This window comes from Pseudonocardia wallangbongensis (genome assembly GCF_054486945.1).
Genome location: NZ_JBRERS010000004.1, coordinates 484,772 through 508,214, shown reverse-complemented (window position 1 = coordinate 508,214; position 23,443 = coordinate 484,772). Strand labels below are relative to the sequence as shown.

24 protein-coding genes are annotated in these 23,443 nt (G+C 71.7%); 8 read left to right on the top strand and 16 right to left on the bottom strand.

Going from position 1 to position 23,443, the window contains the following annotated elements; translation table 11 throughout:
- The 6 genes from ACU436_RS17590 to ACU436_RS17565 form a co-directional block, all read right to left on the bottom strand.
- On the bottom strand, window positions 1-927 hold the full coding sequence (locus ACU436_RS17590) for a GNAT family N-acetyltransferase (protein WP_459026528.1): 927 nt from the start codon (window positions 925-927) through the stop codon (window positions 1-3).
- Window positions 928-987: 60 nt separating this feature from the next.
- Complete coding sequence (locus ACU436_RS17585; RefSeq protein WP_459026526.1) at window positions 988-1,647, bottom strand: GNAT family N-acetyltransferase; 660 nt, start codon at window positions 1,645-1,647, stop codon at window positions 988-990.
- A 23-nt stretch (window positions 1,648-1,670) separates the two neighbouring features.
- Window positions 1,671-3,065 carry a WS/DGAT/MGAT family O-acyltransferase gene (locus ACU436_RS17580; RefSeq protein ID WP_459026524.1) on the bottom strand — a complete coding sequence of 465 codons (1,395 nt, stop codon included), beginning with the start codon at window positions 3,063-3,065 and terminating at the stop codon, window positions 1,671-1,673.
- Between the two features lie 27 nt (window positions 3,066-3,092).
- Window positions 3,093-4,319 (bottom strand): class I SAM-dependent methyltransferase, encoded by a 1,227-nt coding sequence (locus ACU436_RS17575; RefSeq protein ID WP_459026522.1) that lies wholly within the window; start codon window positions 4,317-4,319, stop codon window positions 3,093-3,095.
- 13 nt (window positions 4,320-4,332) lie between these two features.
- Window positions 4,333-5,676 carry an FAD-binding oxidoreductase gene (locus ACU436_RS17570; RefSeq protein ID WP_459026520.1) on the bottom strand — a complete coding sequence of 448 codons (1,344 nt, stop codon included), beginning with the start codon at window positions 5,674-5,676 and terminating at the stop codon, window positions 4,333-4,335.
- A 97-nt stretch (window positions 5,677-5,773) separates the two neighbouring features.
- Window positions 5,774-6,787: an alpha/beta hydrolase gene (locus ACU436_RS17565; protein WP_459027029.1), complete on the bottom strand. Its 1,014-nt coding sequence runs from the start codon at window positions 6,785-6,787 to the stop codon at window positions 5,774-5,776.
- A 116-nt stretch (window positions 6,788-6,903) separates the two neighbouring features.
- Here ACU436_RS17565 and ACU436_RS17560 point away from each other — a divergent pair, with 116 nt between their 5' ends.
- Window positions 6,904-8,046 carry an acyl-CoA dehydrogenase family protein gene (locus ACU436_RS17560; protein ID WP_459026518.1) on the top strand — a complete coding sequence of 381 codons (1,143 nt, stop codon included), beginning with the start codon at window positions 6,904-6,906 and terminating at the stop codon, window positions 8,044-8,046.
- Between the two features lie 115 nt (window positions 8,047-8,161).
- Here ACU436_RS17560 and ACU436_RS17555 read toward each other — a convergent pair whose 3' ends face one another.
- From ACU436_RS17555 to ACU436_RS17540, 4 genes are read right to left on the bottom strand one after another with little or no spacing between them, the layout of a single operon-like run.
- Window positions 8,162-9,007 (bottom strand): PPK2 family polyphosphate kinase, encoded by an 846-nt coding sequence (locus ACU436_RS17555; protein WP_459026516.1) that lies wholly within the window; start codon window positions 9,005-9,007, stop codon window positions 8,162-8,164.
- Between the two features lie 48 nt (window positions 9,008-9,055).
- Window positions 9,056-10,177 (bottom strand): mandelate racemase/muconate lactonizing enzyme family protein, encoded by a 1,122-nt coding sequence (locus ACU436_RS17550; RefSeq protein ID WP_459026514.1) that lies wholly within the window; start codon window positions 10,175-10,177, stop codon window positions 9,056-9,058.
- Window positions 10,178-10,188: 11 nt separating this feature from the next.
- A complete protein-coding gene (locus ACU436_RS17545) occupies window positions 10,189-11,079 on the bottom strand; it encodes a dihydrodipicolinate synthase family protein (protein ID WP_459026512.1) in 891 nt (296 codons plus the stop codon).
- A complete protein-coding gene (locus ACU436_RS17540) occupies window positions 11,076-12,395 on the bottom strand; it encodes an MFS transporter (RefSeq protein ID WP_459026510.1) in 1,320 nt (439 codons plus the stop codon). The genes ACU436_RS17545 and ACU436_RS17540 overlap by 4 nt, the downstream gene beginning before the upstream one ends.
- A 173-nt stretch (window positions 12,396-12,568) precedes the next feature.
- Between ACU436_RS17540 and ACU436_RS17535 the strand changes: the two genes are divergently transcribed.
- A complete protein-coding gene (locus tag ACU436_RS17535; protein ID WP_459026509.1) occupies window positions 12,569-12,997 on the top strand; it encodes a hypothetical protein in 429 nt (142 codons plus the stop codon).
- Here the strand turns inward: ACU436_RS17535 and ACU436_RS17530 are convergent.
- Entirely contained in the window at window positions 12,971-13,171 is a 201-nt protein-coding gene (locus tag ACU436_RS17530; protein WP_459026507.1) for a hypothetical protein, read from the bottom strand. The genes ACU436_RS17535 and ACU436_RS17530 overlap by 27 nt on opposite strands.
- A gap of 296 nt (window positions 13,172-13,467) precedes the next feature.
- Here ACU436_RS17530 and ACU436_RS17525 point away from each other — a divergent pair, with 296 nt between their 5' ends.
- Window positions 13,468-13,695, top strand: a complete 228-nt coding sequence (locus ACU436_RS17525; RefSeq protein ID WP_459026505.1) for a hypothetical protein — start codon at window positions 13,468-13,470, stop codon at window positions 13,693-13,695.
- A 96-nt stretch (window positions 13,696-13,791) separates the two neighbouring features.
- On the opposite strand, the gene ACU436_RS17520 is transcribed toward ACU436_RS17525, so the two are convergent.
- Window positions 13,792-14,904 (bottom strand): helix-turn-helix domain-containing protein, encoded by a 1,113-nt coding sequence (locus tag ACU436_RS17520; RefSeq protein WP_459026504.1) that lies wholly within the window; start codon window positions 14,902-14,904, stop codon window positions 13,792-13,794.
- 670 nt (window positions 14,905-15,574) lie between these two features.
- Here ACU436_RS17520 and tgmA point away from each other — a divergent pair.
- The 3 genes from tgmA to ACU436_RS17505 are packed head-to-tail and all read left to right on the top strand — an operon-like array spanning window position 15,575 to window position 18,018.
- Window positions 15,575-15,895, top strand: coding sequence for a putative ATP-grasp-modified RiPP (gene tgmA, locus ACU436_RS17515; RefSeq protein WP_459026503.1), 321 nt, complete (start codon window positions 15,575-15,577; stop codon window positions 15,893-15,895).
- 3 nt (window positions 15,896-15,898) lie between these two features.
- Complete coding sequence (tgmB, locus tag ACU436_RS17510; protein WP_459026502.1) at window positions 15,899-16,855, top strand: ATP-grasp ribosomal peptide maturase; 957 nt, start codon at window positions 15,899-15,901, stop codon at window positions 16,853-16,855.
- A complete protein-coding gene (locus ACU436_RS17505) occupies window positions 16,852-18,018 on the top strand; it encodes a methyltransferase domain-containing protein (protein WP_459026500.1) in 1,167 nt (388 codons plus the stop codon). Before tgmB ends, ACU436_RS17505 begins: the two co-directional genes overlap by 4 nt.
- A gap of 190 nt (window positions 18,019-18,208) precedes the next feature.
- Here ACU436_RS17505 and ACU436_RS17500 read toward each other — a convergent pair whose 3' ends face one another.
- From ACU436_RS17500 to ACU436_RS17485, 4 genes are all read right to left on the bottom strand, one after another.
- Window positions 18,209-19,006 carry a Uma2 family endonuclease gene (locus ACU436_RS17500; RefSeq protein ID WP_459026498.1) on the bottom strand — a complete coding sequence of 266 codons (798 nt, stop codon included), beginning with the start codon at window positions 19,004-19,006 and terminating at the stop codon, window positions 18,209-18,211.
- 64 nt (window positions 19,007-19,070) lie between these two features.
- Window positions 19,071-19,916, bottom strand: a complete 846-nt coding sequence (locus ACU436_RS17495) for an ABC transporter ATP-binding protein (RefSeq protein ID WP_459026496.1) — start codon at window positions 19,914-19,916, stop codon at window positions 19,071-19,073.
- Window positions 19,913-21,001, bottom strand: a complete 1,089-nt coding sequence (locus ACU436_RS17490; RefSeq protein ID WP_459026494.1) for a FecCD family ABC transporter permease — start codon at window positions 20,999-21,001, stop codon at window positions 19,913-19,915. The genes ACU436_RS17495 and ACU436_RS17490 overlap by 4 nt, the downstream gene beginning before the upstream one ends.
- Window positions 21,001-22,092, bottom strand: coding sequence for a FecCD family ABC transporter permease (locus ACU436_RS17485; RefSeq protein ID WP_459026492.1), 1,092 nt, complete (start codon window positions 22,090-22,092; stop codon window positions 21,001-21,003). Before ACU436_RS17485 ends, ACU436_RS17490 begins: the two co-directional genes overlap by 1 nt.
- Window positions 22,093-22,108: 16 nt before the next feature.
- Between ACU436_RS17485 and ACU436_RS17480 the strand changes: the two genes are divergently transcribed.
- Entirely contained in the window at window positions 22,109-22,831 is a 723-nt protein-coding gene (locus ACU436_RS17480; RefSeq protein ID WP_459026490.1) for a pyrimidine reductase family protein, read from the top strand.
- A 107-nt stretch (window positions 22,832-22,938) separates the two neighbouring features.
- Entirely contained in the window at window positions 22,939-23,421 is a 483-nt protein-coding gene (locus tag ACU436_RS17475; protein WP_459026489.1) for an Asp23/Gls24 family envelope stress response protein, read from the top strand.
- Window positions 23,422-23,443: the final 22 nt, after the last annotated feature.

Genomic DNA, 23,443 nt, shown 5'->3' with positions numbered 1-23,443 from the left:
TCAGCGCCAGTCGTCCAGCAGCCGCACGTCCTCGCGGTCGTATCCGGGCTCGTTGGGGCGGTGCATGGTGACGCCGGGGCTGTCGGTGCGGAAGCCCGCCGCGAGCAGCTGCCGGTACGCCTCGTGGCGGGCGGTGTTCACCCCGAGCGTGAGCCGGACGGCCCCCGCATCCGCGGCGAACCCCTGGCACGCCGCCACCAGCGACTCGAAGGCCTGCGCCGCGCCCGGCCCCGGCCGCACCGCGGCGAACTTGGCGTACGCCACCCCGCTGCCCGCCTCCGTGCCCGCCCCGGCATGGCACACGGCGAACCCGCGCGGCGCGTCCGGCTCGCCGATCAGCACGACATCACCGAGGCCCTGGTCGAGCACGGCCGCGATCTCGCCACGCACGTCCAGCCCGGGGTGGACCGAGCCGGCGACGGCGGCGCAGCCCGCCACGAGCGGCTGCCGGTCGGCCGGCTCCACGGCGGACAGCCGCCAGCCGAGCTCGGGTTCGGAGCCGGTCAGCGGCCTCGACATGATCGCCGTGAGGAACCGGGGCCAGAACCCGAACCGCTGGTAGAAGCCGTGGTGCTGCGGGCTCTGGGCGAACGTGAAGAGGCCCTGGTGCCCCGCGCCCCACCCGTCGAGCACGTCGACGGCCGCGCCGACGAGCCGGGTGCCGATCCCCTGGCCCCACAGCTTCGGGGTCACCGAGACCGGGCCGAAGTAGGCGACGCTGCCCCATCGGGTGACGACCGTCGACCCTGCCACCGCACCGTCCACGTACGCCGCGACCACCGTTGTGTGCTCCGCCCGGAACCGGGTGCGCATGAGCTCGGTGTCCCGGTGCACGCCCGCGCCGAGGACGGTGGAGAAGGCGTCGCGGAAGACGTCGTCCGCCGCGTCCACGTCGGCCGCCTCGAGCGGCCGAACCTCGATGTCCACGGGGGCAGGATGCCGTGTCGCTGGGCTGAACGGATGTCGGGGTTACTCCAGAACGGAGAACTACCGTGGGTCGACTGCGAGAAAGGACCAATCGCGGTCGGGGAAGCCCGCGGCCGCCGCGACGCGCGCCGACGCCAGGTTCCCCCGGGCGTGCACGTACGTGGGCACCCCGCCCTCGTCGAGCACGCGGCGGGCGGCCTGCGCCACGAGCCGCCGGGCCAGCCCACGCCCACGTGCCGCCTCGACGGTCACGACGGCGAGCTCGCGGCCGTGGGCGTCGTGCTCCTTGATACCGACGCCGGCGAGGTGCTCGCCGGTGCCGTGGTCGACGGCCACGAGCACCTCCCCGCCGAACCGGCGCAACCAGGGCGGCACCGACGGTTGGTCGGCGGCGACCCACTCCCCCGCGTCCGGCAGCGGCGCCGGCCGGTCCGACCAGCGGAACACCCCGTCGAACCAGTCGCCCGACAACCCCGCGACGTCCGGGATCCGCACCGGGAGGCCACCGCCGTCGAGCCACTCCACCACCGCGGCCACGGCCGTCGGCGGCACCGAGAGCACCCCGCGGCCCGCCGCCACGACGCCGACGACCCGGTGCAACCCGCCGTCCCACCCCGGCTCGTCGCGGGCGGGCGACCCGACCACCGTGAGCCCGGTGCCCGTACCGGGCCATCGGCCGAGCCACCTGCGCAGGTGGGCGACCAGCCGGTCCTCGCTCACACCCGGCAGTAGACCACGCGGCATCAGGAGAGGGAGACGAGCTCGGCCAGCGAGTCGCTGACGAAGCCGGCGAGGACGTCGACGTCGGGGAGGGCGTCGCGGTCGGCGGTGAAGCCGTAGTGGACGCCGTCGGTGTAGGACGTGATGCCGATGGCGACGGCCTGGCCGCCGCCGAGCGGCACCACCGGGAACATGTCGAGCATCCGGGCGCCCATCGCGTAGAGCGGGCGGGGCGGGCCGGGCACGTTGGTGACGAGCACGTTGTAGAAGTTGCTGGAGTACTGGTTGGCCAGCCGCGCACCGAGGCTGTGCACGATGGGCGGCGCGAGCCCGACCAGGCGCATCAGGGCCGCCGCACCCACGGCCTGCCCGCTGCGCTTGTGCACCTCCATGGCATCGCGCAGCACTCCGAGCCGCACGAGCGGGTCGTCCTCGGTGACGGGCAGGTCCACGAGGTACGCGGAGATGCTGTTGCCGCCCGGCGCGCCGCCCCGGGCCCGGGCCCGCACGCTGACCGGCACCATCGCGCGGACGGCGGTGTCGGCCGTGAGCGGCTCCCCGCGGCTGATCAGCCAGCGGCGGAGGGCGCCCGTGACCACGGCGAGCACGACATCGTTGACGGTGCCGCCGTGCGCCTTGCGGACGGTGCGGTGCTCGGCCAGCGAGGCGCGGCACATGCCGTAGCGGCGCTGCTGGCCGGTGGCCGCGTTGAGCGGCTGCACCGGCCGGACGGTGGCGGCGCTGCGGCCCGCGGCGAGCACGCCCTCCACGGCCTTCCCGACCACCGACGCGGCCTCGCGGACGTCGGTGAGGGCGCGCCCGGCGACGTCGAACACGTCGCGGGGCCTGCGCAGCGCGTGTGCGGCCGCGGAGGCTGCGAGCTCCAGCCCGGACGGCTCGGGCGCGGGCTCCCAGTGGTCGCCGGGGGTCTCGCGCGGCTGCGGGGTGAGGTCGAGCAGCACCGCCCCGATGTCCATCGACGCGAGCCCGTCGACCATCGCGTGGTGGGTCTTGGTGATCACGCCGAACCGGCCGTCGGCGAGGCCCTCGACCAGGTAGACCTCCCACAGCGGCCGCGACCGGTCCAGCTGCCGGGCGAGCAGCCGCCCGACGAGGTCGAGCAGCTCCTCCTCCGTGCCGGGCGCGGGCAGCGCCGAGCGCCGGACGTGGAACGCCAGGTCGAACTCCGGGTCGTCCACCCACACCGGGAGCCCCAGCCCGCCCGGCACCTCGCGCACCTTCTGCCGGTACCGCGGCACGAGCGCCAGCCGGTGCCCGATGAGCGCGGTGAAGGCGTCCGGGTCGAACGGGCCGTCCTGCGGTGGCGCGAACGTCATGACGGCGCCGACGTGCATCGCGGCCGTCCGGTGCTCGGCGAACAGGAACGACGCGTCGAGCGGGGAGAGGCGGTCGACCACCCCGCCATTCTTCCCGCTCCGGGGTCGCTACCAGCCGCGCAGGGGGAAACCGGAGCTCCCCCGCTCACCCACCTTCACCCCGAGCACCTGGTGCAGCTGGATGTTGTCGCGCTCGAACCCGAGCCGGCTGGCCGCCATGTAGAGCCGCCACACCCGCGCCCGGCCGAGCCCGACGTCGGCGACGGCCTCCTCCCAGTGCTCCTCCAGGTTGGCGCACCACTCGGTGAGCGTGAGCGCGTAGTGCTCGCGCAGGTTCTCCTCGTGGCGGACCTCGAACCCGCTGTCGTTCATGACGGAGATCAGGTGCCCGACCGGCTCCAGCTGCCCGTCCGGGAAGACGTAGCGCGCGATGAACGCGTCGAGCTTGCGGGTGGGCGTGCGCGGCTGCGTGATGCAGTGGTTGAGCAGCCGGCCGCCGGGTCGCAGGCGCTCGCACAGCGAGGAGAAGTAGTCCGGCAGGTTGTCCTTGCCGATGTGCTCGGTGAGCCCGATCGAGCTGATCGCGTCGAACTCGGCCTCCGGGGCGTCGCGGTAGTCGAGGTGGCGCACCTCGGCGAGGTCCGACAGCCCCCGGCGCTCGATCTCGGCCTGCGCCCACTCGGCCTGGTTGCGGGAGAGCGTGACCCCCAGCGCCTGCACGCCGTGCTCGGCGGCGGCGTGCATCACCATGCCGCCCCAGCCGCAGCCGACGTCGAGCAGGCGCATGCCCGGCTCCAGCCCCAGCTTCTGCGCCACCAGCTCGTGCTTGGCCGCCTGCGCCTCCTCGAGCGTGGCGTCCTTCGTGGGGAAGACCGCGCAGGTGTAGGCCATCGAGGGGCCCAGCACCCACTCGTAGAAGCGGTTGGAGACGTCGTAGTGGTGCGAGATCGCCTTGCTGTCGCGGAACTTCGAGTGCAGCCGGCCCGGCGGGCGGTACTCGAGGTCCGGGATCGGCTGGCGGTGGCGCAGCCACACCGGGAACAGCCTGCGCGCGAGGTGCAGCTGCTCCTTGCGGGTGAGGTCGTGCAGCGTGAGGTCGGCCATGGCGTTCAGCACGTCGTAGACGTCGCCGTCGACCTCGATCTCGCCGGTGACGTACGCGCGTGCGAGCCCGAGGGTGCCCGGTGCCGTCGCGAGCCGGGCGAGCGCCCGCGGCGTCAGGATCTTCAACGCGACGTCGGAGTGGTCGGGCCCGGCCTTGCTGCCGTCGTAGGCCACCACCCGGATCGGCACGTCCGCACCGAGGACGTCCGAGATGATCTCCGCTACCTGCATGACAGCCCCCTTTTCACCTGGTGACCTTGGAATACAGATCGGGCTGCCTGCCGTGCGGGTCGTAACGCTCCTTGAGCGCCCGGTAGGCGGACCCGTTGTAGTGCTTCCAGAACTCACCTTCGTCGTAGTGCACTGTGGAATACAGCGACTTGTGGCCGCCGAGGTCGGCGACGAGCTCCTCGATCCGGCGGTTGTGCGCGTCCGGTCTCCCCGGTACCTCCGGGACGCTCGACCAGAACCCGACGTTGACGTACAGCTCGCCGGCCTGCATCGGGTAGAGCGGCCACGTCCGCTCACCCCGCAGTCGCAGCGGGCACAGCCACACCGGCCGGATGCCGATGTCGCGGTGGAACGCGTCGAGGAACTCGGCGAGCCGCTCGACCGGGATCTCGACGTCCTGGATCACCGGCTCCTCCTGCGGGGTACCGGTGACGCGGTGGGCGAGGTGCGAGAAGCCGTAGCGCCGGTCGAGGGCGACGATCCGCCGGTAGACGTCCGAGCGGCGGTAGCGGCGCGGCCAGAACGGGCGCACCAGCGGGTGCTGCACGCCCAGCGCCCGGGAGCACCAGAACCAGTCGGTGTCCCAGCGCCAGATGTAGTCGTGCACGGTGAGCACGTCGGACCGCCGCTCGCGGACCGAGCGGTAGAACACCTGCTGGCCGGTGTAGTCGCTCACCCCCGGGCCGGGGTCCTCGCTGAACGTGCCGAGCGTGAGGTACTGCTCCCCCGGTTCGAAGACCGTGCCGTCGACGAAGTCGGGGCCGCCCGGCCCGCACACCTCGGTGATCGTGGCGGCCAGGTCGGCCGTGGTCACCCGGCGGTGCTCGAGCCGCACGTACGGGGAGACGCGCTGCAGCTCGATCTTCAGCCGCAGCGCGTAGCCGAGCGTGCCGTAGGAGTTGGGGAAGCCGGCGAAGAGGTCCGCGTGCTCGCCGTCCGGCGTGGCCGTGACGATCTCGCCGCCGGGCGTGAGGACGTCCATCTCCAGCACGGACTCGTGCGGCAGCCCGTGCCGGAACGAGGTGGACTCGATGCCCAGCCCCGTGACCGCACCACCGAGCGTGATGGTCTTGAGCTGCGGCACCACCAGCGGCATCAGCCGGTGCGGCAGGGTGGCCTCGACCAGGTCCTCGTAGGTGGTCATGCCCTGCACGTCCGCGGTGCGCGCCACGTCGTCGACGGAGATCACGCCGGCCAGCGCCGACGCGTCGAGGGTGCCGGTGGGCTCGGCATCGCCGAAGCGGAACAGGTTGGAGGTCTTCTTGGCCAGTCGCACCCTCGTGTCCGGGGACAATGCCCGGTACCGGCCGACCAGATCGGCCACCGCTGCGTCGTGCCGGCTGGGCGTCAAGGTCATGTAAGCGACGCTAGTCCGCTCTCCTCGCCTCACTCAAACCTTTGACCTGCACCGTTTCTCACACCGTCCGGATCGTCCCGGTGTGGGGGACTTGGGCTCAGCCGTGATCGGCGAGGAACTCGTCCAGTGCCGACCACGTGGTGGTTCGCGCGCCACGGCCGGTCAGCACGCCGAGGTGCCCGCCGGGTGCGGTGCTGAACCGCACCTCGGGCGCCCCGGTCAGCAGCCCCACCACCTTCTGCACGGCCGGCAGCGGGGCGATCACGTCGTCCCGGCCGCCCACCACGAGCACCGGGACCTGCACGGCCGCGAGCCGGATCGAGCGGCCGCCGAGCGAGAGCTCGCCGTCGGCGAGGTCGTTGCGGCGCAGCATCAGGTGGTAGATCTGGCCGAACACCCGGCCCGGGTAGCCGTGCATGTTGCGCATCAGGTGCTCGACGGCCTCGATCTGCGCGAGCGCGTCCCGGTTATCGAGCTGCGACAGCACCGTGAGGGGCTTGGTGACCAGCTTGTCGACGGCCGTCAGGTGGAACGCGGCGCTCACGAGCGGTGCGGGGAAGCTGCCGATCGCGCGGTAGACCGCCGACAGGCCCCGCCCGCCCGTCACCACCGCCAGCGGCCGCAGTGGCGCCACGAACGGCACGGCCGTCACGTCGACGGGGCTGCCGATCATCGAGAGGGTCCGCACCGGGAGGGGCTCGCCCGCCTGCGCGCCCGCCGCGACGGCCAGCGCGCAGAAGATGCCCGCGAGCGACCAGCCGACCAGGTGGACGTCCGGGCCGGCGTCCTCCGCGGTGAGCCGAGCGGCCCACGGCACGACGTCGTCGACCCAGTGCTCCATGCCGAGGCGGCGGTCGGCGAACGACTTCGGGCCGTGGTCGATCAGGTACACGAGCCGGCCCGCGGCCAGCAGGTGCTCCACGAGCGAGCAGCCACGTCGCAGGTCGTAGGCGAAGTCGGGGGCGCCGAGCGGAGGCACCAGCAGCACCGGCTCGCCGCCGGCGGGCACGACCCCGGGCGCCGGGAGGTACCGGTAGAGGGCGCCGCGCGGCCCGTCGTCCACCAGCTCCCGCGGCATCCGTCGCAGGTCGGCGACCCCGCCGCGCGCCATGCCGACGAGGTTGACCGCGGCGGCGGGGAGGTCCACGTGTCCACACGCTACCGACCCCCGATCGCCCGCCCTGCGGACCGTTCCCTTGTTACCGACCGGTATGTGAGACTCCGGCGATGCAGCGCGACATCTTCGACGCCGAACACGACGCGTTCCGCGACCTGGCACGGACGTTCATCGCCAAGGAGGTCACGCCGTTCCACGACCAGTGGGAACGTGACGGCCAGGTCAGCCGCGACGTCTGGCTCGCGGCGGGGAAGGCCGGGCTGCTGGGCACCGACGTGCCCGAGGAGTACGGCGGTGGCGGGGTGCCCGACTTCCGCTACAACGCCGTGGTCACCGAGGAGCTGACGCGGGCCGGCGCCAGCGGCATCGGCTTCCCGCTGCAGAACGACGTGGTGGCGCCCTACCTGCTGCGCCTGGCCACCGACGGGCAGAAGCGGCGCTGGCTGCCCGGGTTCTGCTCGGGCGAGATCATCACCGCGATCGCGATGACGGAGCCCGGCACCGGCTCCGACCTGCAGGGCATCCAGACGAACGCGCGGCGGGACGCCGACGGCTGGGTGCTGAACGGCGCGAAGACGTTCATCACCAACGGGATCATGGCCGACCTCGTCGTCGTGGTGGCGCGCACCGACCCGGACGCGGGCAGCCGCGGCTTCACGCTGCTCGCGGTCGAGCGCGGGATGGCCGGCTTCGAGCGCGGCCGCCGCCTGCAGAAGGTCGGGATGAAGGCGCAGGACACCGCGGAGCTGTCGTTCACCGACGTCCACGTGCCGGACACCAACGTCCTCGGCGAACCCGGCGGCGGGCTGATCGCGCTGATGCAGAACCTGGCGCAGGAACGCCTCTCGATCGCGGTCGGCTGCGTGGCGGGGGCGGCGCGGGCGCTCGAGGTCACCGTGGAGTACACGAAGGGGCGCACCGCCTTCGGCCGGCCGGTGGCGAACTTCCAGAACACCCGCTTCGAGCTGGCGGAGATCGCCACCGAGGTGGACGTCACCCAGGCCTTCGTCGACCGCTGCATCACCGAGCTCGTCGCGGGCCGGCTCGACGCCGCCGACGCCGCCAAGGCCAAGTGGTGGGCCAGCGACGTGCTCAAACGGGTGGTCGACCGCTGCGTGCAGCTGCACGGCGGCTACGGCTACATGCTCGAGTACCCCATCGCGAAGGCCTTCGTCGACTCCCGCGTGCAGGCGATCTTCGGCGGCACGAACGAGATCATGAAGGAGATCATCGGACGGAAGCTGCTGGCCTAGCGGCGATCGCCGATCCCCGGGGCGTCACACACCAACTTCGGCGCTCACACACGAACTGCAGTTGGTGTGCCGGCACCGGTGTTGGTGTGTGAGCGACCACCGGGCGGAGGAGGCCTCAGGAGACGGTGCTCGCCGCCAGCTTGGCGCGTTCGGCGTCCACGTCGAAGTCCGGCCGCGGGAACCGCGGGTCGAGGTCGGCGAGGGTCTCGGCGAGCAGGGCCGCGATGGCCCAGTTGCGGTACCACTTGCGGTCCGACGGGATCACGTACCACGGGGCCGCGTCGGTGTCGGTGCGCCGCAGGGCCTCGGTGTACGCCTCCTGGTAGGCGGGCCACTTCGCGCGGGCGTCGAGGTCGCCGGGGTTGTACTTCCACCGCTTCTGAGGGTCGTCCAGGCGTGCGACGAGCCGCTCGGCCTGCTCCTTCGCCGAGATGTGCAGCATGCACTTCACGATCCTGACGCCCTGCGCGTCGAGCTCCGCCTCGAACTCGGTGATCTCGGTGTAGCGGCGCCGCCAGACGTCCTCGGGCACGAGCGAGTCGACGCGGGCGATGAGGACGTCCTCGTAGTGCGAGCGGTCGAAGATCCCGATGCGGCCGGGCACGGGCACCTGCCGGCGCACGCGCCACAGGAAGTGGTGGGCGAGCTCCTCCTCGGTGGGCTTCTTGAACATGGCGATCTGCAGGCCCTGCGGGTTGACCAGGCCGCCGACGTGGCCGATCACGCCGCCCTTGCCGGAGGTGTCCATCCCCTGCAGCACGAGCAGCAGGGCGCGCGGGCTCCCGCCGGTGGCCTCGGCGTAGAGCGCCTCCTGCAGCTGGTCGAGACGCTCACCGAGGTCGGTCATCTCCTCGGCCGCCGCGGCCTTGTCCCGCGGCCCGATCGGCTTGGCCCGTGGGGCGACGGCGGCGAGGTCCAGCTCGGCGGGCACCCGGAACGTCTCGCGCACGGTCTTCCCCATGCCCCGAGACTATCCGCCCGGCGGGGAGCCGGATGCGATGCGCGCAGCTCACATGTACGCCGTCGACCCGTCCGGGCGCCGCGGCACGCGCCGCTCCCAGTGGACGTAGTCGTCGTGTGCGAGCGCCGACTCGTCGATCTCCACCCCCCACCCGGGCCGGTCGGGGCGCAGCTGCAGGTGCCCGTCCACCGGCAGGTAGGGGTCGACGCACCAGGTCGTGTCGTCGGGCTTGTACTCCAGGATGTCGAAGTTGGTGGTGGCCGCCGCGAAGTGCAGGTTCGCGGCCGTCGCCAACGGCCCCATCGGGTTGTGCGGGGCGACGCCGACGTAGTGCGCCTCGGCGAGCACCGCGATCTTGCGCATCTGGGTGAGGCCGCCGACGACGCAGATGTCGGGCTGCACGATGTCCGCGCCCTGGGCCGTGAGCAGCGCGAGGAACTCGCCCGGGGTGTAGAGCGACTCGCCCGTCGCGAGCGGCACCCGCATCTCGCTGCGGATCCGTGCCCAGGCCGGCACGTGCTCGGGGCGGATCGGTTCCTCGAGGAACAGCGGCTCGTTCGGGGCGAGGGCGGCGGCGAGCTGGACGGCCTGCCACGGCTCCCAGATGCACGCGTGCGCGTCGAAGGCGAACTCCCAGGCGTCCGGCAGCCGCTCGCGGGTCCGGGCGAACCAGTCGCCGAGCTCCCGGCAGACCGTGCCCCAGCGGGTGGCGTGGATGTCACCGCGGTACGGGCTGAGCTTGAACGCGGTGAAGCCGTACCGCTCGTGCAGCTCGGCGGTGCGCTCGGCCAGCTGCGGCACGTCGGGGGCGGAGTACACCCCGGCGTAGACCCGCACCCGGTCGCGCACCGCCCCGCCGAGCAGCTGGTACACGGGCAGCCCCGCGGCCTTGCCTGCGATGTCCCACAGCGCGTGGTCGATCGCCGCGATCGCGGCGAGCCCGAGCGCCCCCGGCGGGAAGCGCGACGACTGCAGCAGGTACTGGTTGACGTAGGAGACCCGGCGCGCGTCCATGCCCTCGATCTGCGCGAACAGGTACTCCAGGAGCGGTACGAGCGCCCGGTCCGGGCCGTGGTTGTACGCCTCGGCCCAGCCGACGACCCCGCCGTCCGTGGTGATCTTGACGAGCAGCCGGGGGCGGTTGCCGACCCGCTGCATGAACGTCTCCATGCGTGAGATGATCATTCCGACCACCCCGCGATCGCGGCGGCCACCTCGCGGGCCTTCTCCGGCCCGAGGACGTGACCGGGCGGCCGCACGTCGCGCCGGCAGAGCCCGCGCTGGTGCAGCGCCTCCTTGACGACGGCCACGTTGTCGGCGGCGCCGTCGCGGGCCCGCAGCTCCTCGAACCGGCGCGTCCGGAGCCAGGCCTCCTGCACCCCGTCCCCCGACCGCAGGGCCGCCAGCAGGTCCAGGGTCACCCGCGGCGCGACGTTCGCCAGCCCGGAGGTGAACCCGCGCGCACCCGCCTGCCAGTACGCCGGCGCGTACGGCTCGGCGAGCCCGGCGATCCAGAGCAGCCGGTCGCCGCCCGCGTCGGCGCGGACCGCGGCGAAGTGCACCGGGTCGTCCACCGAGTACTTCAGCCCGATCACGTTCGGCGCACGCTCGGCGAGCTCGGCGATGTGCCCGCCGGTGATCGCCCGGCTCTTGAGGTACGGCAGCACCCCGAGCTCCGGGACCGCCGCGGCGACGGCGGCGTTGTAGTCCACCCACCCCGCCGGGGAGACGTACGGGTGCACCGGCTGGTGGATCATGATCGCGTGCGCACCGGCGTCTCGCGCCGCCCGCGCGTCCGCCGCCGCGGTCTGCACGTCGAAGCCGACCCCGGCCACCACGACCGCACGGCCGGCGGCGACGCCGGCGCAGGTCTCGAGCACGAGCCGCCGCTCCTGCGGGGTCAGCGCGTAGAACTCGCCGGTGTTGCCGTTCGGTGTGACGGCGGTGACGCCGGCGTCGAGCAGCCGCGTGACGAGCGCCGCGTAGCAGCCCGCGTCGACGGTGCCGTCCGCGGCGAACGGTGTGGCCGGGATGACGACCGCGGTCGCCAGGCGCTCCACCAGGTCGGTCACTTGCTCTCCTCGACGGTGTGGATGGGCTTGATCTGGACCCACAGCCCGTAGATCAAGGCACTGATGATGCAGCTCGCACCGGCGAACACGAGCGGCCCGAGGTAGGAGCCGCCGCTGAACGCCAGGAACAGCCCGATGGCGATCGGGCTGATGATGCTGCCCAGCTGCGAGCCGAGGTTCTGGAAGCCGGCGATCGAGCCCACCACGTCCGGCGACGGTGCCACCTCCGCGGGCAGGCTGAGGATCGCGGCACCTGCGAACGAGTGGGCCGCGCTGCTCACCGTCAGCAGGATCATGACGACGACGTTGCTCTCGACGAAGGGCGTGAACGCGATGCACGCGCTGATCCCGAGCCCCGTGATGATCGGGGCCTTCCGCGCGATGTTCGTGGAGATCCCCGAGGCGAGCATGCGGTCGGACACGACCCCGCCGAGCACGGTCGACCCGATGCCGATGACCGCCGGGATCGCCCCGACCATTCCGAAGTCGGCCTCCGAGAACCCCCGATCGTCGAGGAGGTAGCTCGGGTACCAGGTGAGGAAGAAGGCGCCGGCGAGGGAGCGGAACACGTACCCGGTCATGAGCGCCCAGATCTGCCCGTTGCGCAGGAGCGGCAGCCACTCGCGGGACCCGCGCGACTCCTCGGCCACCATCTCGGCCTGGTCCGCGCGGATGTGCGCGAGCTCGGCCGCGTCGACCCGCGGGTGGTGCTCCGGGGAACGGTAGACGCGCAGCCACCCGAGGATCCACAGCAGGCCGATCGCCCCGATGACGATGAAGACGGCCCGCCAGCCGACCGAGACCGCGAGAAGCGTGACCACCGGGACGGAGAGCGCCACGCCGATCTGCTGCCCCATGTCGAACAGGCTGGAGGCGAACGCCCGCTCGCTGCGCGGGAACCACTTGGAGACGACCTTGACGTTCGCCGGCTGCACCGGGGCCTCGCCGATGCCGAGCCCGATCCGGAAGACGATCAGGCTGCCGACGCCGCCCGCGAACGCGGTGAGCGCCGTCCAGATCGACCACCAGCCCACCGCGACCGGGTAGACGACCCGCGGGCCGACCCGGTCGAGCAGCCAGCCCGACGGCACCTGGAAGACCGCGTAGCTCCAGAAGAACGCCGAGAGCACCACGCCCTGCACGGCCGGGCTGATCTCGAACTCACGGGTCATGAACGGGAGGGCCACGCTCAACGCGGACCGGTCGAGGTAGGCGATCGTCAGACCGAGCGCGGAGAAGCCGACGATCGTCCACCGGAAGCGGCTGCGCCGGCGTGCAGCGGATGGGTCTCGAGTTTCCTCGGCGCTCAGCGACATCGGCGTCTCCTCGTATCTCATATATGACGCCTGACGGTATGTCGGGCCGGCGCCGACCGTCAAGATCCGACGCCGGCCGCGCACCTCGTCGCAGCGCACGGCTGCCCCGCGCCGCTCACGCGACCCGTTTCGCGCGGCGCACCCCGTCGCCGGGTAGTGGCGCCATGACACATATGACAGCAACACTCGCCCCCACCGACGTCGACTCTGAGTTCGACGCGATCACGACGCTGCGCGCGTGCATCTTCGTGCGGCAGTCCTACGACAAGACCGGTAAGAAGCTCGGTGTCGACCGGCAGTGCGCCGCCTGCCGCACCATCGTGCGTCAGCGCGCGTGGAGCGAGGCGCACGTCTACGCCGAGAACAAATTTCCGCATCGGGACCCAAGTCCTGATTACTCACGACCGCCTCCATTACTCCGCATTGAATGGCGCGAAAAATGCCATTGGGGAGATTTCAGGGTGCCGCCCGGCCGGAGCCGCTATCACGAGGCGGTCGAGGTGTTGTTGATCATGGGGTACCCGCCACCCTCTGTGACGGTGTCGGTCGGCGAGTCTCGGCGGTCGTCACGATTCTCATCGTTCCTCACGCAACGCTACTGAAACGTGTTCGGTCGTGATGCTTGCTTTGTGGTGATGCGGTCCGTCGAGCACGAAGAAGCTGCGGTTGTTCCATTCAATGCGTGCGAATGGTCCGAGCGGCAGCGCACGAGCAATGAGCTGGTAGTCGGCGCGCACATGGTTGGTGTTGTTGTCGCGGCTGCTGCTATTCGGCATCGTGGGCAGTCGGCCACGATGATGCCGACGCTGCTGGGCCGCTTCACCGGGTTGCCGAGCGAGTCGGTGACCGTTTCTTCCGGATAGATCACGACGGTGTGTGGCCCATTGTCGAGTAGTGCGCTCATGTCGTGCATTCTGGTCGATATCACGCCGGTCATTGAGTCGCTGCGGTGTGGGGTTCAGTGTCACGGTCGATGTGAGGGCGCAGCGCTCCCGGCTGTAACGCGCGCGCTGAGGGTGGCGAGGACGTGGCTCGGGTGGGTCACAGGGTCCGCCGGTCGAAGGGATTGACGATGCAGATGGACGGGGCGAACTGGCGCGATGCGGGTAGGAAGCACGAGGAGTTCGCCAGAAGGTACGGCTTGAGCGAACCGCTCGTTCGTGCGGTGCTCGCGGTGTACTGCGAGCTGCGCCACCAGGCGGCAGAGGACGGCAGCAAGGTGCAGGCGATGAACCGGCTGTCGAGCATGCTCGACAAGCATCAGAACGCCCTGCACAGGACTAGAGGAGTTGACGGCTGAACCAGCGGACGCCGCCTGGCCTTCGCCGCTGTTCCCTCCACGGCGGGCGTGGGCCGGGTCGGGTCGGGTCGGGTCGGGTCGGGTCGGCGTGACCGTTTACGGCAACAGGCGCTCAACCTCAAGGACACGGCGTTCCAGCCTGGCGGAGTGCACCCTGTTTGCTGAAGTCCGAGCGCGACTAATGGTGTTCTGGGCGGCGTCGAGCATTCCGGCGCGGGCGTAGGACTCCGCGAGCCATGTCCGGTACAGCGCAACCTCTCGGGCATGCTCGGCTGCGTATCCCGCAATCGCGTTGGACAGCAAGGGCTCGGCGCTCACGGGGTCGCCAAGTTCGATGAGGCACCGACCGGCCATGACGTCGATCTCGTTTCGATCGAGCCAGTAGACCCATTCGGGTTCTTCGATGCCCGGAGATCTTGCCGTGTACGAGTCGTCGACCGCGTCAAGCGCGCGTCGGGCGCCGTCCCGGTCACGTGAGCGGGCACTCGCCCATGCGACGCGTTCGAGGAGCAGCGCGCGCACAGTGGGAGTCGCGTTCCGGGCGCCGGCGACGGCAGAACGCGCGAGAAGCGCGGCATCGGCCGGATCGGCGACGTTCGTAGCCTGGTAACTCAGCGACGACAGGAGCTGACCGGCAAGCACATGATCACCGGCGGCCCGCGCCGCCATGACGCCGGACAGGTAGATGCGCTCCGCTTCAACGTACTGTCCGGCATCGCTGGCGACCCATCCCGCGAGTTGCGCGAGTTCACCGACGACGATGAGCAGGCGGCGGCCCGTCTCGTCGGAGTAGCTCGCCTCCTGCACGACGGACCGAGCGTCGGCGAGTTCCTTCCGCACGAGGGGGAAGAGATCTTTCCCGCCGATCACGTCATCGAGATGACGAAGCTCGATTACCCGCTGTTCGAGGTCGGCCGCGAGGCTCGCGCCGACCCGCCGACCGGCGGAGGTCTGGATCGTCACGGGAGTATCTGCAACCAGCCACTCGTGGGCGACCCTCAGCGGGTCGTCGGACGGCCCGTAGAGATGCTCGATCGAGACCCCGAGGGCTCGTGAGTAGGCGGTGACGTGTTCCGGTTTGACCGCGCGGTGTCCGGTCTCCAGGTGCCCGAGGAGCGCCTTGCTGTAGTGGGTGCGGGCGGCGACGGCAGCGAGGCTCACCCCGGCGGCCTCGCGGGCCGTGCGGAGCTTCGCGCCGAGGTCGGACAAGGACCCACCACCTGTAGACGACGGTAGACGCCCGGCTGGTTCCCGTGATGGCCCGGCTACTCCACGCTACCCGAGTAGGGCGAGCCCGGCGGCCGATCACCTCGGGTCCGGTCGGTGTGGCCCGAGATCAATCAGGGGTCGAGGCGTCCACGAGGACACAGAGGAGGGGACCCGCACGCGATGATCACTCGATGGTGGACCACCGCAGCGGGGTTGACCATGAACAGAACCGGTTCCGACAGCGCAGGTGCCGCCCCGAGCGAGACCGCTGCCGCGTTGGCCCCGATGCGGGAGGTGTGGCAGGTCCTGCTTGCCGCGCATGTCCCGGACCGGGACGGCCGGTGCTTGGCATGCCGGTGGCAGACCAGGTCGGCGGACCGGTGGCCGTGCAACGTCTACAGCCTCGCTTCCGCCGCGCAGCGGGTGGCTACTACGCCCCGAGTGCTCGGCCTGTGAGCTACTCGTGGGGCGACCTTGGGAACCACGGTGCTGTTCCGTGGCGGGACCGCTCGGATACCGCGTGGTGGCTGCGGTGGTGGCGTGCCCGGATCACGGGCCACCTGCACATGCGCAAGGTCGGGCGTCGTCGTGACCGCACCGCACGGCGCCCGACCAACCCAAAGGGAACGTGCACAACAGTGTTCGCGCAGGAGAAGGGGAAGGGGATCGAATGTCAGTAACGGTCGAAGAATTCACGGGTGACCCGTTCGCGCCGACGAGCGCGCAGTTCGCGTTGTGCGGGTCGACGTTCACCGAGCGGCGCGAGGATGGGCCGTCGCCGGTTGGGGTGCGGCCGTGGGGTTTGCGCAGGGCTCGTCCCGTCGGACCTGGAACAGTGATTCCGGCATGGCGGTACGACGGGGATCAGCAAATCGCGGTGGATGCTGAGTCCGGTCTGCCGCTGATCGCGGCGAAACCGCCGACCGCGAACACCACGCAAAGCACCGACGGCGAGGATCCGCCGTCGGCCGAGGACTGGAACAACGACTGAGAAATGACGGTCCTCGTCCTCGCGCCGGAACTTGACATCACCGCCGACTACATGGTGACGGTACTGGAAAAACGCGGAGTTTCGATCGTGCGCATGGACACGGGGTGGTTCCCGCAGCGGGCAGGCGTCGACGCCGAGTTTCGTGGTGGGCGGTGGCATGGCGCATTGCACGTCGGGGATCGGGCCGTCGCGTTGGAGGGGCTGCGGTCGATTTGGTATCGCAGCCCTTCCGCGTTCCAGTTCCCGCCGGAGTTGTCGGCGACGGAGCGGCATTGGGCCATGGGGGAAGCGAAACTCGGGCTCGGTGGGATGCTCGCTTCCCTGCCGGTGCGATGGGTGAACCACCCGAATCGCAACGCCGATGCCTCGTACAAGCCGGTGCAGCTGGCGGTCGCCGCGCGGTGTGGGTTGGACGTGCCGGAGACACTGGTCACGAACCGGGCCGAGACGGTGCGCCGGTTCGCCGGAGGTGGTGCGACGGTGACGAAGGCGCTCGGGGCACCGGCGATCGTGGAGGCCGGTGGCCGCAAGACCACGTTCACCCTCCGACTGAACGCCGCCGACCTCACCGATCTGCGCGGGGTCGAGCACACCGCGCACCAGTTCCAGCGGTGGGTGCCGAAGGCGTTCGAGTCGCGGGTGTTCGTGGTCGGTGACCGGGTGTTCGCCGCCGCGATCCACGCGGGCAACGAGGCGAGCTACCTGGACTGGCGAAATGACTACGCCGCGTTGCGGTATGAGCCGATCGTACCGCCCGCCCATGTTGCTGCCGGTGTCGTGGCTTACTGCGCCTCGCTCGGGCTCGCCTACGGGGCGTTCGATTTCGTGATTCGACCGGACGGGCGGTGGGTGTTTTTGGAGTGCAATCCGGGTGGACAGTACGGGTGGATCGAGGACGCCGTTGGTGCGCCGATCACCGAGACGATCGCCGACCTGCTTTCCGAGGAGTCGACGCAATGACGATCAGCGAAGTCGAGTGGCGAACGCGCGCCCGAGGGCTCGCGCAGCAGCTAGCCGATCGTGGCGTGCTGAATGATCCGGCGTGGCGGGCCGCCGTCGAGGCGGTTCCCCGCCATGTGTTCGTGCCCCGCTTCTACCGGCAACGGCCCGACGGGGAATGGTCGGAGACCACCGCCGATGACGGCGGGTGGTTGGATGCGGTGTACGAGAACAAGCCGTTGGTGACTGCGGTGGCTCGGACCGCGAATGGTGCCCGTGTCACGGTGTCTTCTTCCTCGCAGCCGTCGCTCATGGTGGAGATGCTCGCTGTGCTCGACGTGCACGACGGGCACCGTGTCCTGGAGATCGGGACGGGTACCGGATACAACGCCGGGCTGATCTCTCACCGGCTCGGCGATGAGCGCGTGTTCAGCGTCGACATCGGGGCCGATCTGGTCGGCTTGGCACGGGAGAGGCTCGCGCAACTTGGCTACGTGCCGACCCTGGCGGCGCTCGACGGCGCCCACGGGCTGCCGGAGCATGGCCCGTACGACAGGGTCATCGCCACCTGTTCTGTGTCCGTGGTGCCGTGGGCATGGGCTGAACAAGTGCGCCAGGGCGGGCTTGTGCTGGTGGACGTCAAGCGTGGCAGCCATGCCGGGAACCTCGTGTTGCTGCGTCGCGAGTCGGACCGGTTGGAGGGTCGCTTCCTCCCGCATTGGGCCGGGTTCATGCGCATCAGGGACCGTGACGGGGCTCCGACCGGAGGGATCAGCGTGGCGACGGCGAACCCCGAGGATGGGGCACGGTCGTTCACGCCGCTCGACCCGACCCCATGGACTGCGCCGATTGCGTGGTTGCTGGCCAGCGCACGGCTCCCGGGCCAACTTGGGTTCGGCTATATGGGGTTCACCGGCGGCGGGCCAGAGTGGGCGGTGTTCACCGGCGACGACGGATCGTGGTGTGCGGTGCGGATGCAGCCGGATGAGGACGGACACCACGAGGTGCGCGAAGGGGGCTCCACGGCCGTCTGGACCGCGTTTGAAGCCACCCATGCCGAGTGGGAGGCACTCGGGCGGCCCGGGTGGGATCGGCTCGGGCTCACGGTCACGTCGGACGGGTCCCACCGCGTGTGGTTGGACAGCCCGGACGGCGCGCACGCGTGGGAGCTGCCCACCGACTGAACGAGTCTTGTGAGAAGGGGCCCGCCTCCCCACGGGGCGGGCCGTTCCGCACGTGGGCGGAAACGGCTTTCCCGTGGCATACGCCCTGCTCAAGGCCCCATTAGGCCATATGCGTGATAGACCTACCACCCGTCGCCGGGCGGCGTGGGCGCAGCCGGGTGCACCGGCCCGGAAGGGGGGTGCGGTGGCCTCAGGCGGTGACCGGCCGCGTGGGCCCGTCCGGCTCCTCGCTGGGCACCACGGGGATGGCCTGGGTCGGCGCGGACGCCTCTGCCGGATCCACCGGCGCCTCCGCGGGCGCGGCGGGCTCCGGCGCGGCGATCTCCGCGAGGTCGAGCTGGAGCCGGAACGGCTCCTCGATCAGCAGGTCCTCGTCGCCTGCGGCGCGGGCGTACTCGTGGTAGCGGCCACCGATGATCATGTCGGCGACGGCGAACGGGCCGTCGTGGTCGACCAGCACCGAGTACGGGATGCGGCTGCGGGAGTACAGCTGCAGCTTGAAGCTGCGGTCGGTGGCGCCGTGGTCGCTGCCGACCACCTCGATCACCATCAGGGCCGCGGCGGCGTCGAGGACGGCGGGTTCGAGAACCGTGGTCTCGAGGACCGCGGTGTCCAGGTCATCCGCCTGCTCCGCCACGGCCTCCTCGCCCGCCGGGTCCGCGCCGCTGCCGTCGGCCTCCTGGGCGTCGTCCGCGCCGGCCGACGGCGGGGCCGACGTGACGATCAGGTCCGGCACGAGCAGGCAGTCCGGGCCGAGGCGCAGCGGCACCGGACCACGCACGACCAGCCCGTCCGGAAGCGCCGACGCCACGGCCTCCCGCAGGTGCTCGATCGCCCGGATGCGCCGCGGATGCGGCCCCGGGCCGATGATCAGCGTACCGTCGACCACCTCGACGCGGCCGTCGTGCTTCAGGGCGAGGTAGGCGGCCTCGGTCCAGGGGCCCTCGTGGTCGAACACCGAAAAGTCGGTCAACGACTGGCTGTCCACCGTGACCTCCTATCGCTCGTTCCCGCGGCGCAGGTCACATGGTGACACGTGACACAGGGAGACCTCAGGACGACGGAGCGTGACCGCTGATCGGCACGACCAGCGGCGTACCGGCCACCGGGTCGGGGATCACCCGGGCGGCGAGCCCGAAGACCTCGGCGAGCATCGACTCGGTGACGACCTCGGCCGGCTCGCCCGCGGCGACGATCCGGCCGTCCCGCATGGCGATGAGCCGGTCGGCGTAGCGGGCCGCGAGGTTGAGGTCGTGCAGCACCATGACGACGGTGCGGCCCGCCTCCTGGTGCAGCCGCCGGACCAGGTCCAGCACGTCGACCTGGTGGGCGAGGTCGAGGAACGTGGTTGGCTCGTCGAGCAGGAGCAGGTCGGTGCCCTGGGCGAGCGCCATCGAGATCCACGCCCGCTGGCGCTGGCCGCCGGACAGCTCGTCGACGGGACGCTCGGCGAGGTCGGCGATGCCCGTCCACTCGAGGGCCTGGGCCACGGCCTCCTCGTCGTCGGCCGACCACTGCCGGTACCAGGCCTGGTGCGGGTGCCGGCCGCGCGCCACCAGGTCGGCGACGGTGAGCCCCTCCGGCGCCGTGGGTGCCTGCGGCAGCAGGCCGAGGATCCTGGCGACCTCACGGGTGGGCATCCGGTCGATGCGCCTGCCGTCGAGCAGGACCTGGCCGGCGGTCGGCCGGAGCAGCCGCCCCAGCGCCCGCAGGAGGGTGGACTTGCCGCACCCGTTGGGCCCGATCACGGCCGTGATCGTGCCGGCGACGACGTCGAGGTCCAGCCCTTCCACGACGGTGCGGTCGCCGTAGGCCAGCCGGACGTGCTCGGCCCGCAGCCGGACGGCGGACGTGACGGTGCCGGCGTCGGACTCTTCGGTCTGGGTGAGGGGCGTCATGCACGGGCCTCCCGGCCGTAACGGGCGAGCAGGTAGAGCAGGTAGGGCGCGCCGAGGACGGCGGTGACGATGCCGACCGGCAGTTCGGTGGCGCCGAACGCGGTGCGCGCGACGACGTCGGAGATCACGGTGAGCGCCGCGCCGACGACGAGCGACATCCCGATCGGCGGGCGCGCACCCCCGACGAGGCGCTGGGCGATCTGCGGCGAGACGAGCGCCACGAACGCGATCGGCCCGGCGCTCGCCGTGGCCACCGACGCCAGCCCGACGGCGACGAGGAGCAGCAGCGAGCGCGCGCGGTTGACGGGGACGCCGAGGCCGCGGGCGGTGTCGTCGCCGTACTGCAGCGCGCCGAGGACGTGCGCCAGCAGGAACGCGGCCGGCAGCAGCACGGCGAGCGCGACCGACACGGGCACGACGTGCTCCCAGCCGCGCGCGTTGAGGCTGCCGTTGAGCCACACGTAGGCCCGGGCCGCCTCGAACACCTCGGCCACGACGAGCAGCCAGTGCACGATCGCCAGCAGCATCGCCTGCAACCCGATGCCGACCAGCACCAGCCGGAACCCGTGCACGCCACGGCGCCAGGCCAGCCCGTAGATCAACGCGGCGGTGAGCAGGCCGCCGATGAGGGCGGCCATCGGGAGGCCCGCGGACGCGAGGAACCCGCCGACCGCGCCGAAGCCGCCTCCGACCACGATCACGAAGACCGCGGCGGCGCTGGCGCCGGCGGTGAGTCCGATCATGTCCGGGCTGGCGAGCGGGTTGCGCGCGATCGACTGCGTGATGGCCCCGGCCACGGCGAGGGCCGCGCCGACGAGCGCGCCGGTGAGCGACCGGGGCAGCCGCAGCTCCAGGATGATGAACTGCTGCCCGGAGTCACCGCCGCCGAACAGCACCGCGAGCACCTCGGGGATGCTGATCGGGTACTCGCCGCGGCCGATGTTCGCGGCCATGCCGAGGACGAGCGCGGCGATGCCGACCGCGAGCACGATCAGGTACCGCGGCCGCCACACGATCGACACGCGCCGCAGCCGCAGCGCGGGCCGGCCCGGCACGCGCGCGGGCGCCTTCTCCAGGACGGCCATCAGATCGACACCATCTTGCGGCGGCGGACGAGCCAGATGAAGAACGGGCCGCCGATCAGCGCCAGCACGATCCCGACCTGCAGCTCGCCCGGGCGCACGACCACGCGGCCGATCACGTCGGCGACGAGCAGCAGCGCGGACCCGGCGAGCGCCGACGCGGGCAGCAGCCACCGGTAGTCCGGCCCGGTGAACGACCGGACGATGTGCGGGACGACGAGGCCGACGAACGCGATCGGCCCGCACGCCGCCGTGGCCGACCCGGCCAGCAGGGTGATCGCGACGATGCCCATCGTGCGGGTGCGGCGCACGGAGTGCCCGAGGGAGCGGGCGACGTCGTCCCCGAGCGACAGCGCGTTCAAGGCGGGGGCGCTCGCGAACCCGATGAGCGCGCCCGTGAGCAGGAACCACTGCACCTGCCCGGCGATCTCGACCTCGCGCCCGGCGAGCGATCCCACGGCCCAGAAGCGGTAGGCGTCGAGGGTCTGGACGTCGATCAGGATCACGGCCGACGTGAGCGCCGCGAGCAGCGCCGACACGGCCGCGCCCGCCAGCGCCAGCGTGACCGGGGTGGGCCCGCCGCGGGAGACCGACCCGAGCACGAACACGGCGACGCTCGCGACGAGCGCCCCGGCGAAGGCGAACCAGACGTAGCCGAAGAGGTTCGTGACGCCGAACGCGTAGATCCCGATGACCACGAAGAACGCCGCCCCGTTGTTCACACCGAGGAGCCCCGGGTCGGCGAGCGGGTTGCGGGTGTGCCCCTGGATCAGCGCTCCGGCGAGGCCGAGCGCACCGCCCGCGAGCACGCCGAGCAGCGTGCGCGGCATCCGCAGCGCGCGCACGACGATGTCGTCCTCGGTGCCCGTGGGCGTGAAGAGGGCGTGGAACACGCCGTCCAGCGGGATCGCCTTGGCGCCGACGGCGATGCTCGCGAGGCAGGCCGCCACCAGGACGACCGCGAGCAGGACGAGCCCGCCGAGCCGGCGCCTGCGCAACCCCCCGACCGCGGGCGCGGGGGCGGCCGGCGTCGTCAACACGGTCACACCATAGGTGAGGCTGGCCTTCACTAAATAGTGGGTCTTGCCACGCATGTGCTGGGATCGCCTGGTGCGACCGCTGCTGCCGGCCGATGGTGATCTCGACGATGACGGGCTCGCGGCGCGCTACGCCTACCCCGACGACCTGGGCGCGCCGTACGTGCGCGCCGTCTACGTGGCGAGCGCCGACGGCGCGGTGTCGGCCGGCGGCCGCTCCGATGCGCTGAGCTCGCCCGCCGACCGGCGGGTGTTCCGGCTGCTGCGCCGGCTCGCGGACGTGATCCTCGTCGGCGCCGGCACGGCCCGCGCCGAGGACTACCGCGGCGCCCGCAGGCCCACCATCGGCCGGGACACGCCGCCACCGATCGCGGTCGTCACCGGCTCGGCCCGGCTCGATCCGGCGGGCAGGCTGTTCACCGACACCCGCGTGCCGCCGATCGTCCTCACCCTCGCCGCCGCGCCGGCCGAGCGGCGGGACCGGCTCGCCGCTGCGGGCGCCGACGTCGTCGCGCTCGACGGGCTCACGCCGGGCGTCGTCCTCGGTGAGCTCGCCCGGCGGGGCCTGCACCGCGTGCTCTGCGAGGGAGGGCCCACCCTGTTCGGCGAGCTCGTGGCGGCCGACGCGGTCGACGAGCTGTGCCTCACGGTGGCACCCCTGCTCGTCGGCGGTCGCGCCGGCCGGATCGCCGCCGGTCCGGCGGGCGAGCACCTGCACCGGCTGGAGCTCGCCGATGCACTGCACGAGGACGGCGCCCTCCTGCTCCGCTACCGTCGCGCTACGCCGATCGAGTGACTTCGCGGGAGGGTGGATCGGGAATCCGCGTCCCACTGGCGAACACTCTTCCGGCGCGCTCGCCATCCTGCGCGCGGGCGAAGAGCCGATGGAGAAGGATCTACCCCATGAGCGAGAGCACCGCGACTCCCACGACGACGACACCCACCACCACCGTCTCGTCGCCGGCCCGGCTCGCCGACGACACCTCGCAGGGCAAGACCACGATCGCCGCCTCGGTCGTCCAGAAGATCGCCGGCATCGCCGCCCGGGAGATCTCCGGCGTGCACTCGATGGGCGGCGGTGTCTCCCGGGCCTTCGGCGCGATCCGCGAGCGGATTCCGGGCGGGGGCACCGGCGCCACCAACATCTCGGGCGTGCAGGTCGAGGTCGGCGAGAAGCAGGCCGCGATCGACCTCGACATCGTCGTCGAGTACGGCGCGTCGATCGTCGAGCTGGCGCGGGCCGTGCGCCGCAACGTGATCACCGCGGTCGAGCGGATGACCGGGCTCGAGGTGATCGAGGTCAACATCGCGGTCAACGACATCCACCTGCCCATGGCCATCGAAGAGGACGCGATGCCGCCCGTGCAGTCCGCGCGGGTCGAGTGACGGCTCCCACCAGGAGGATGAC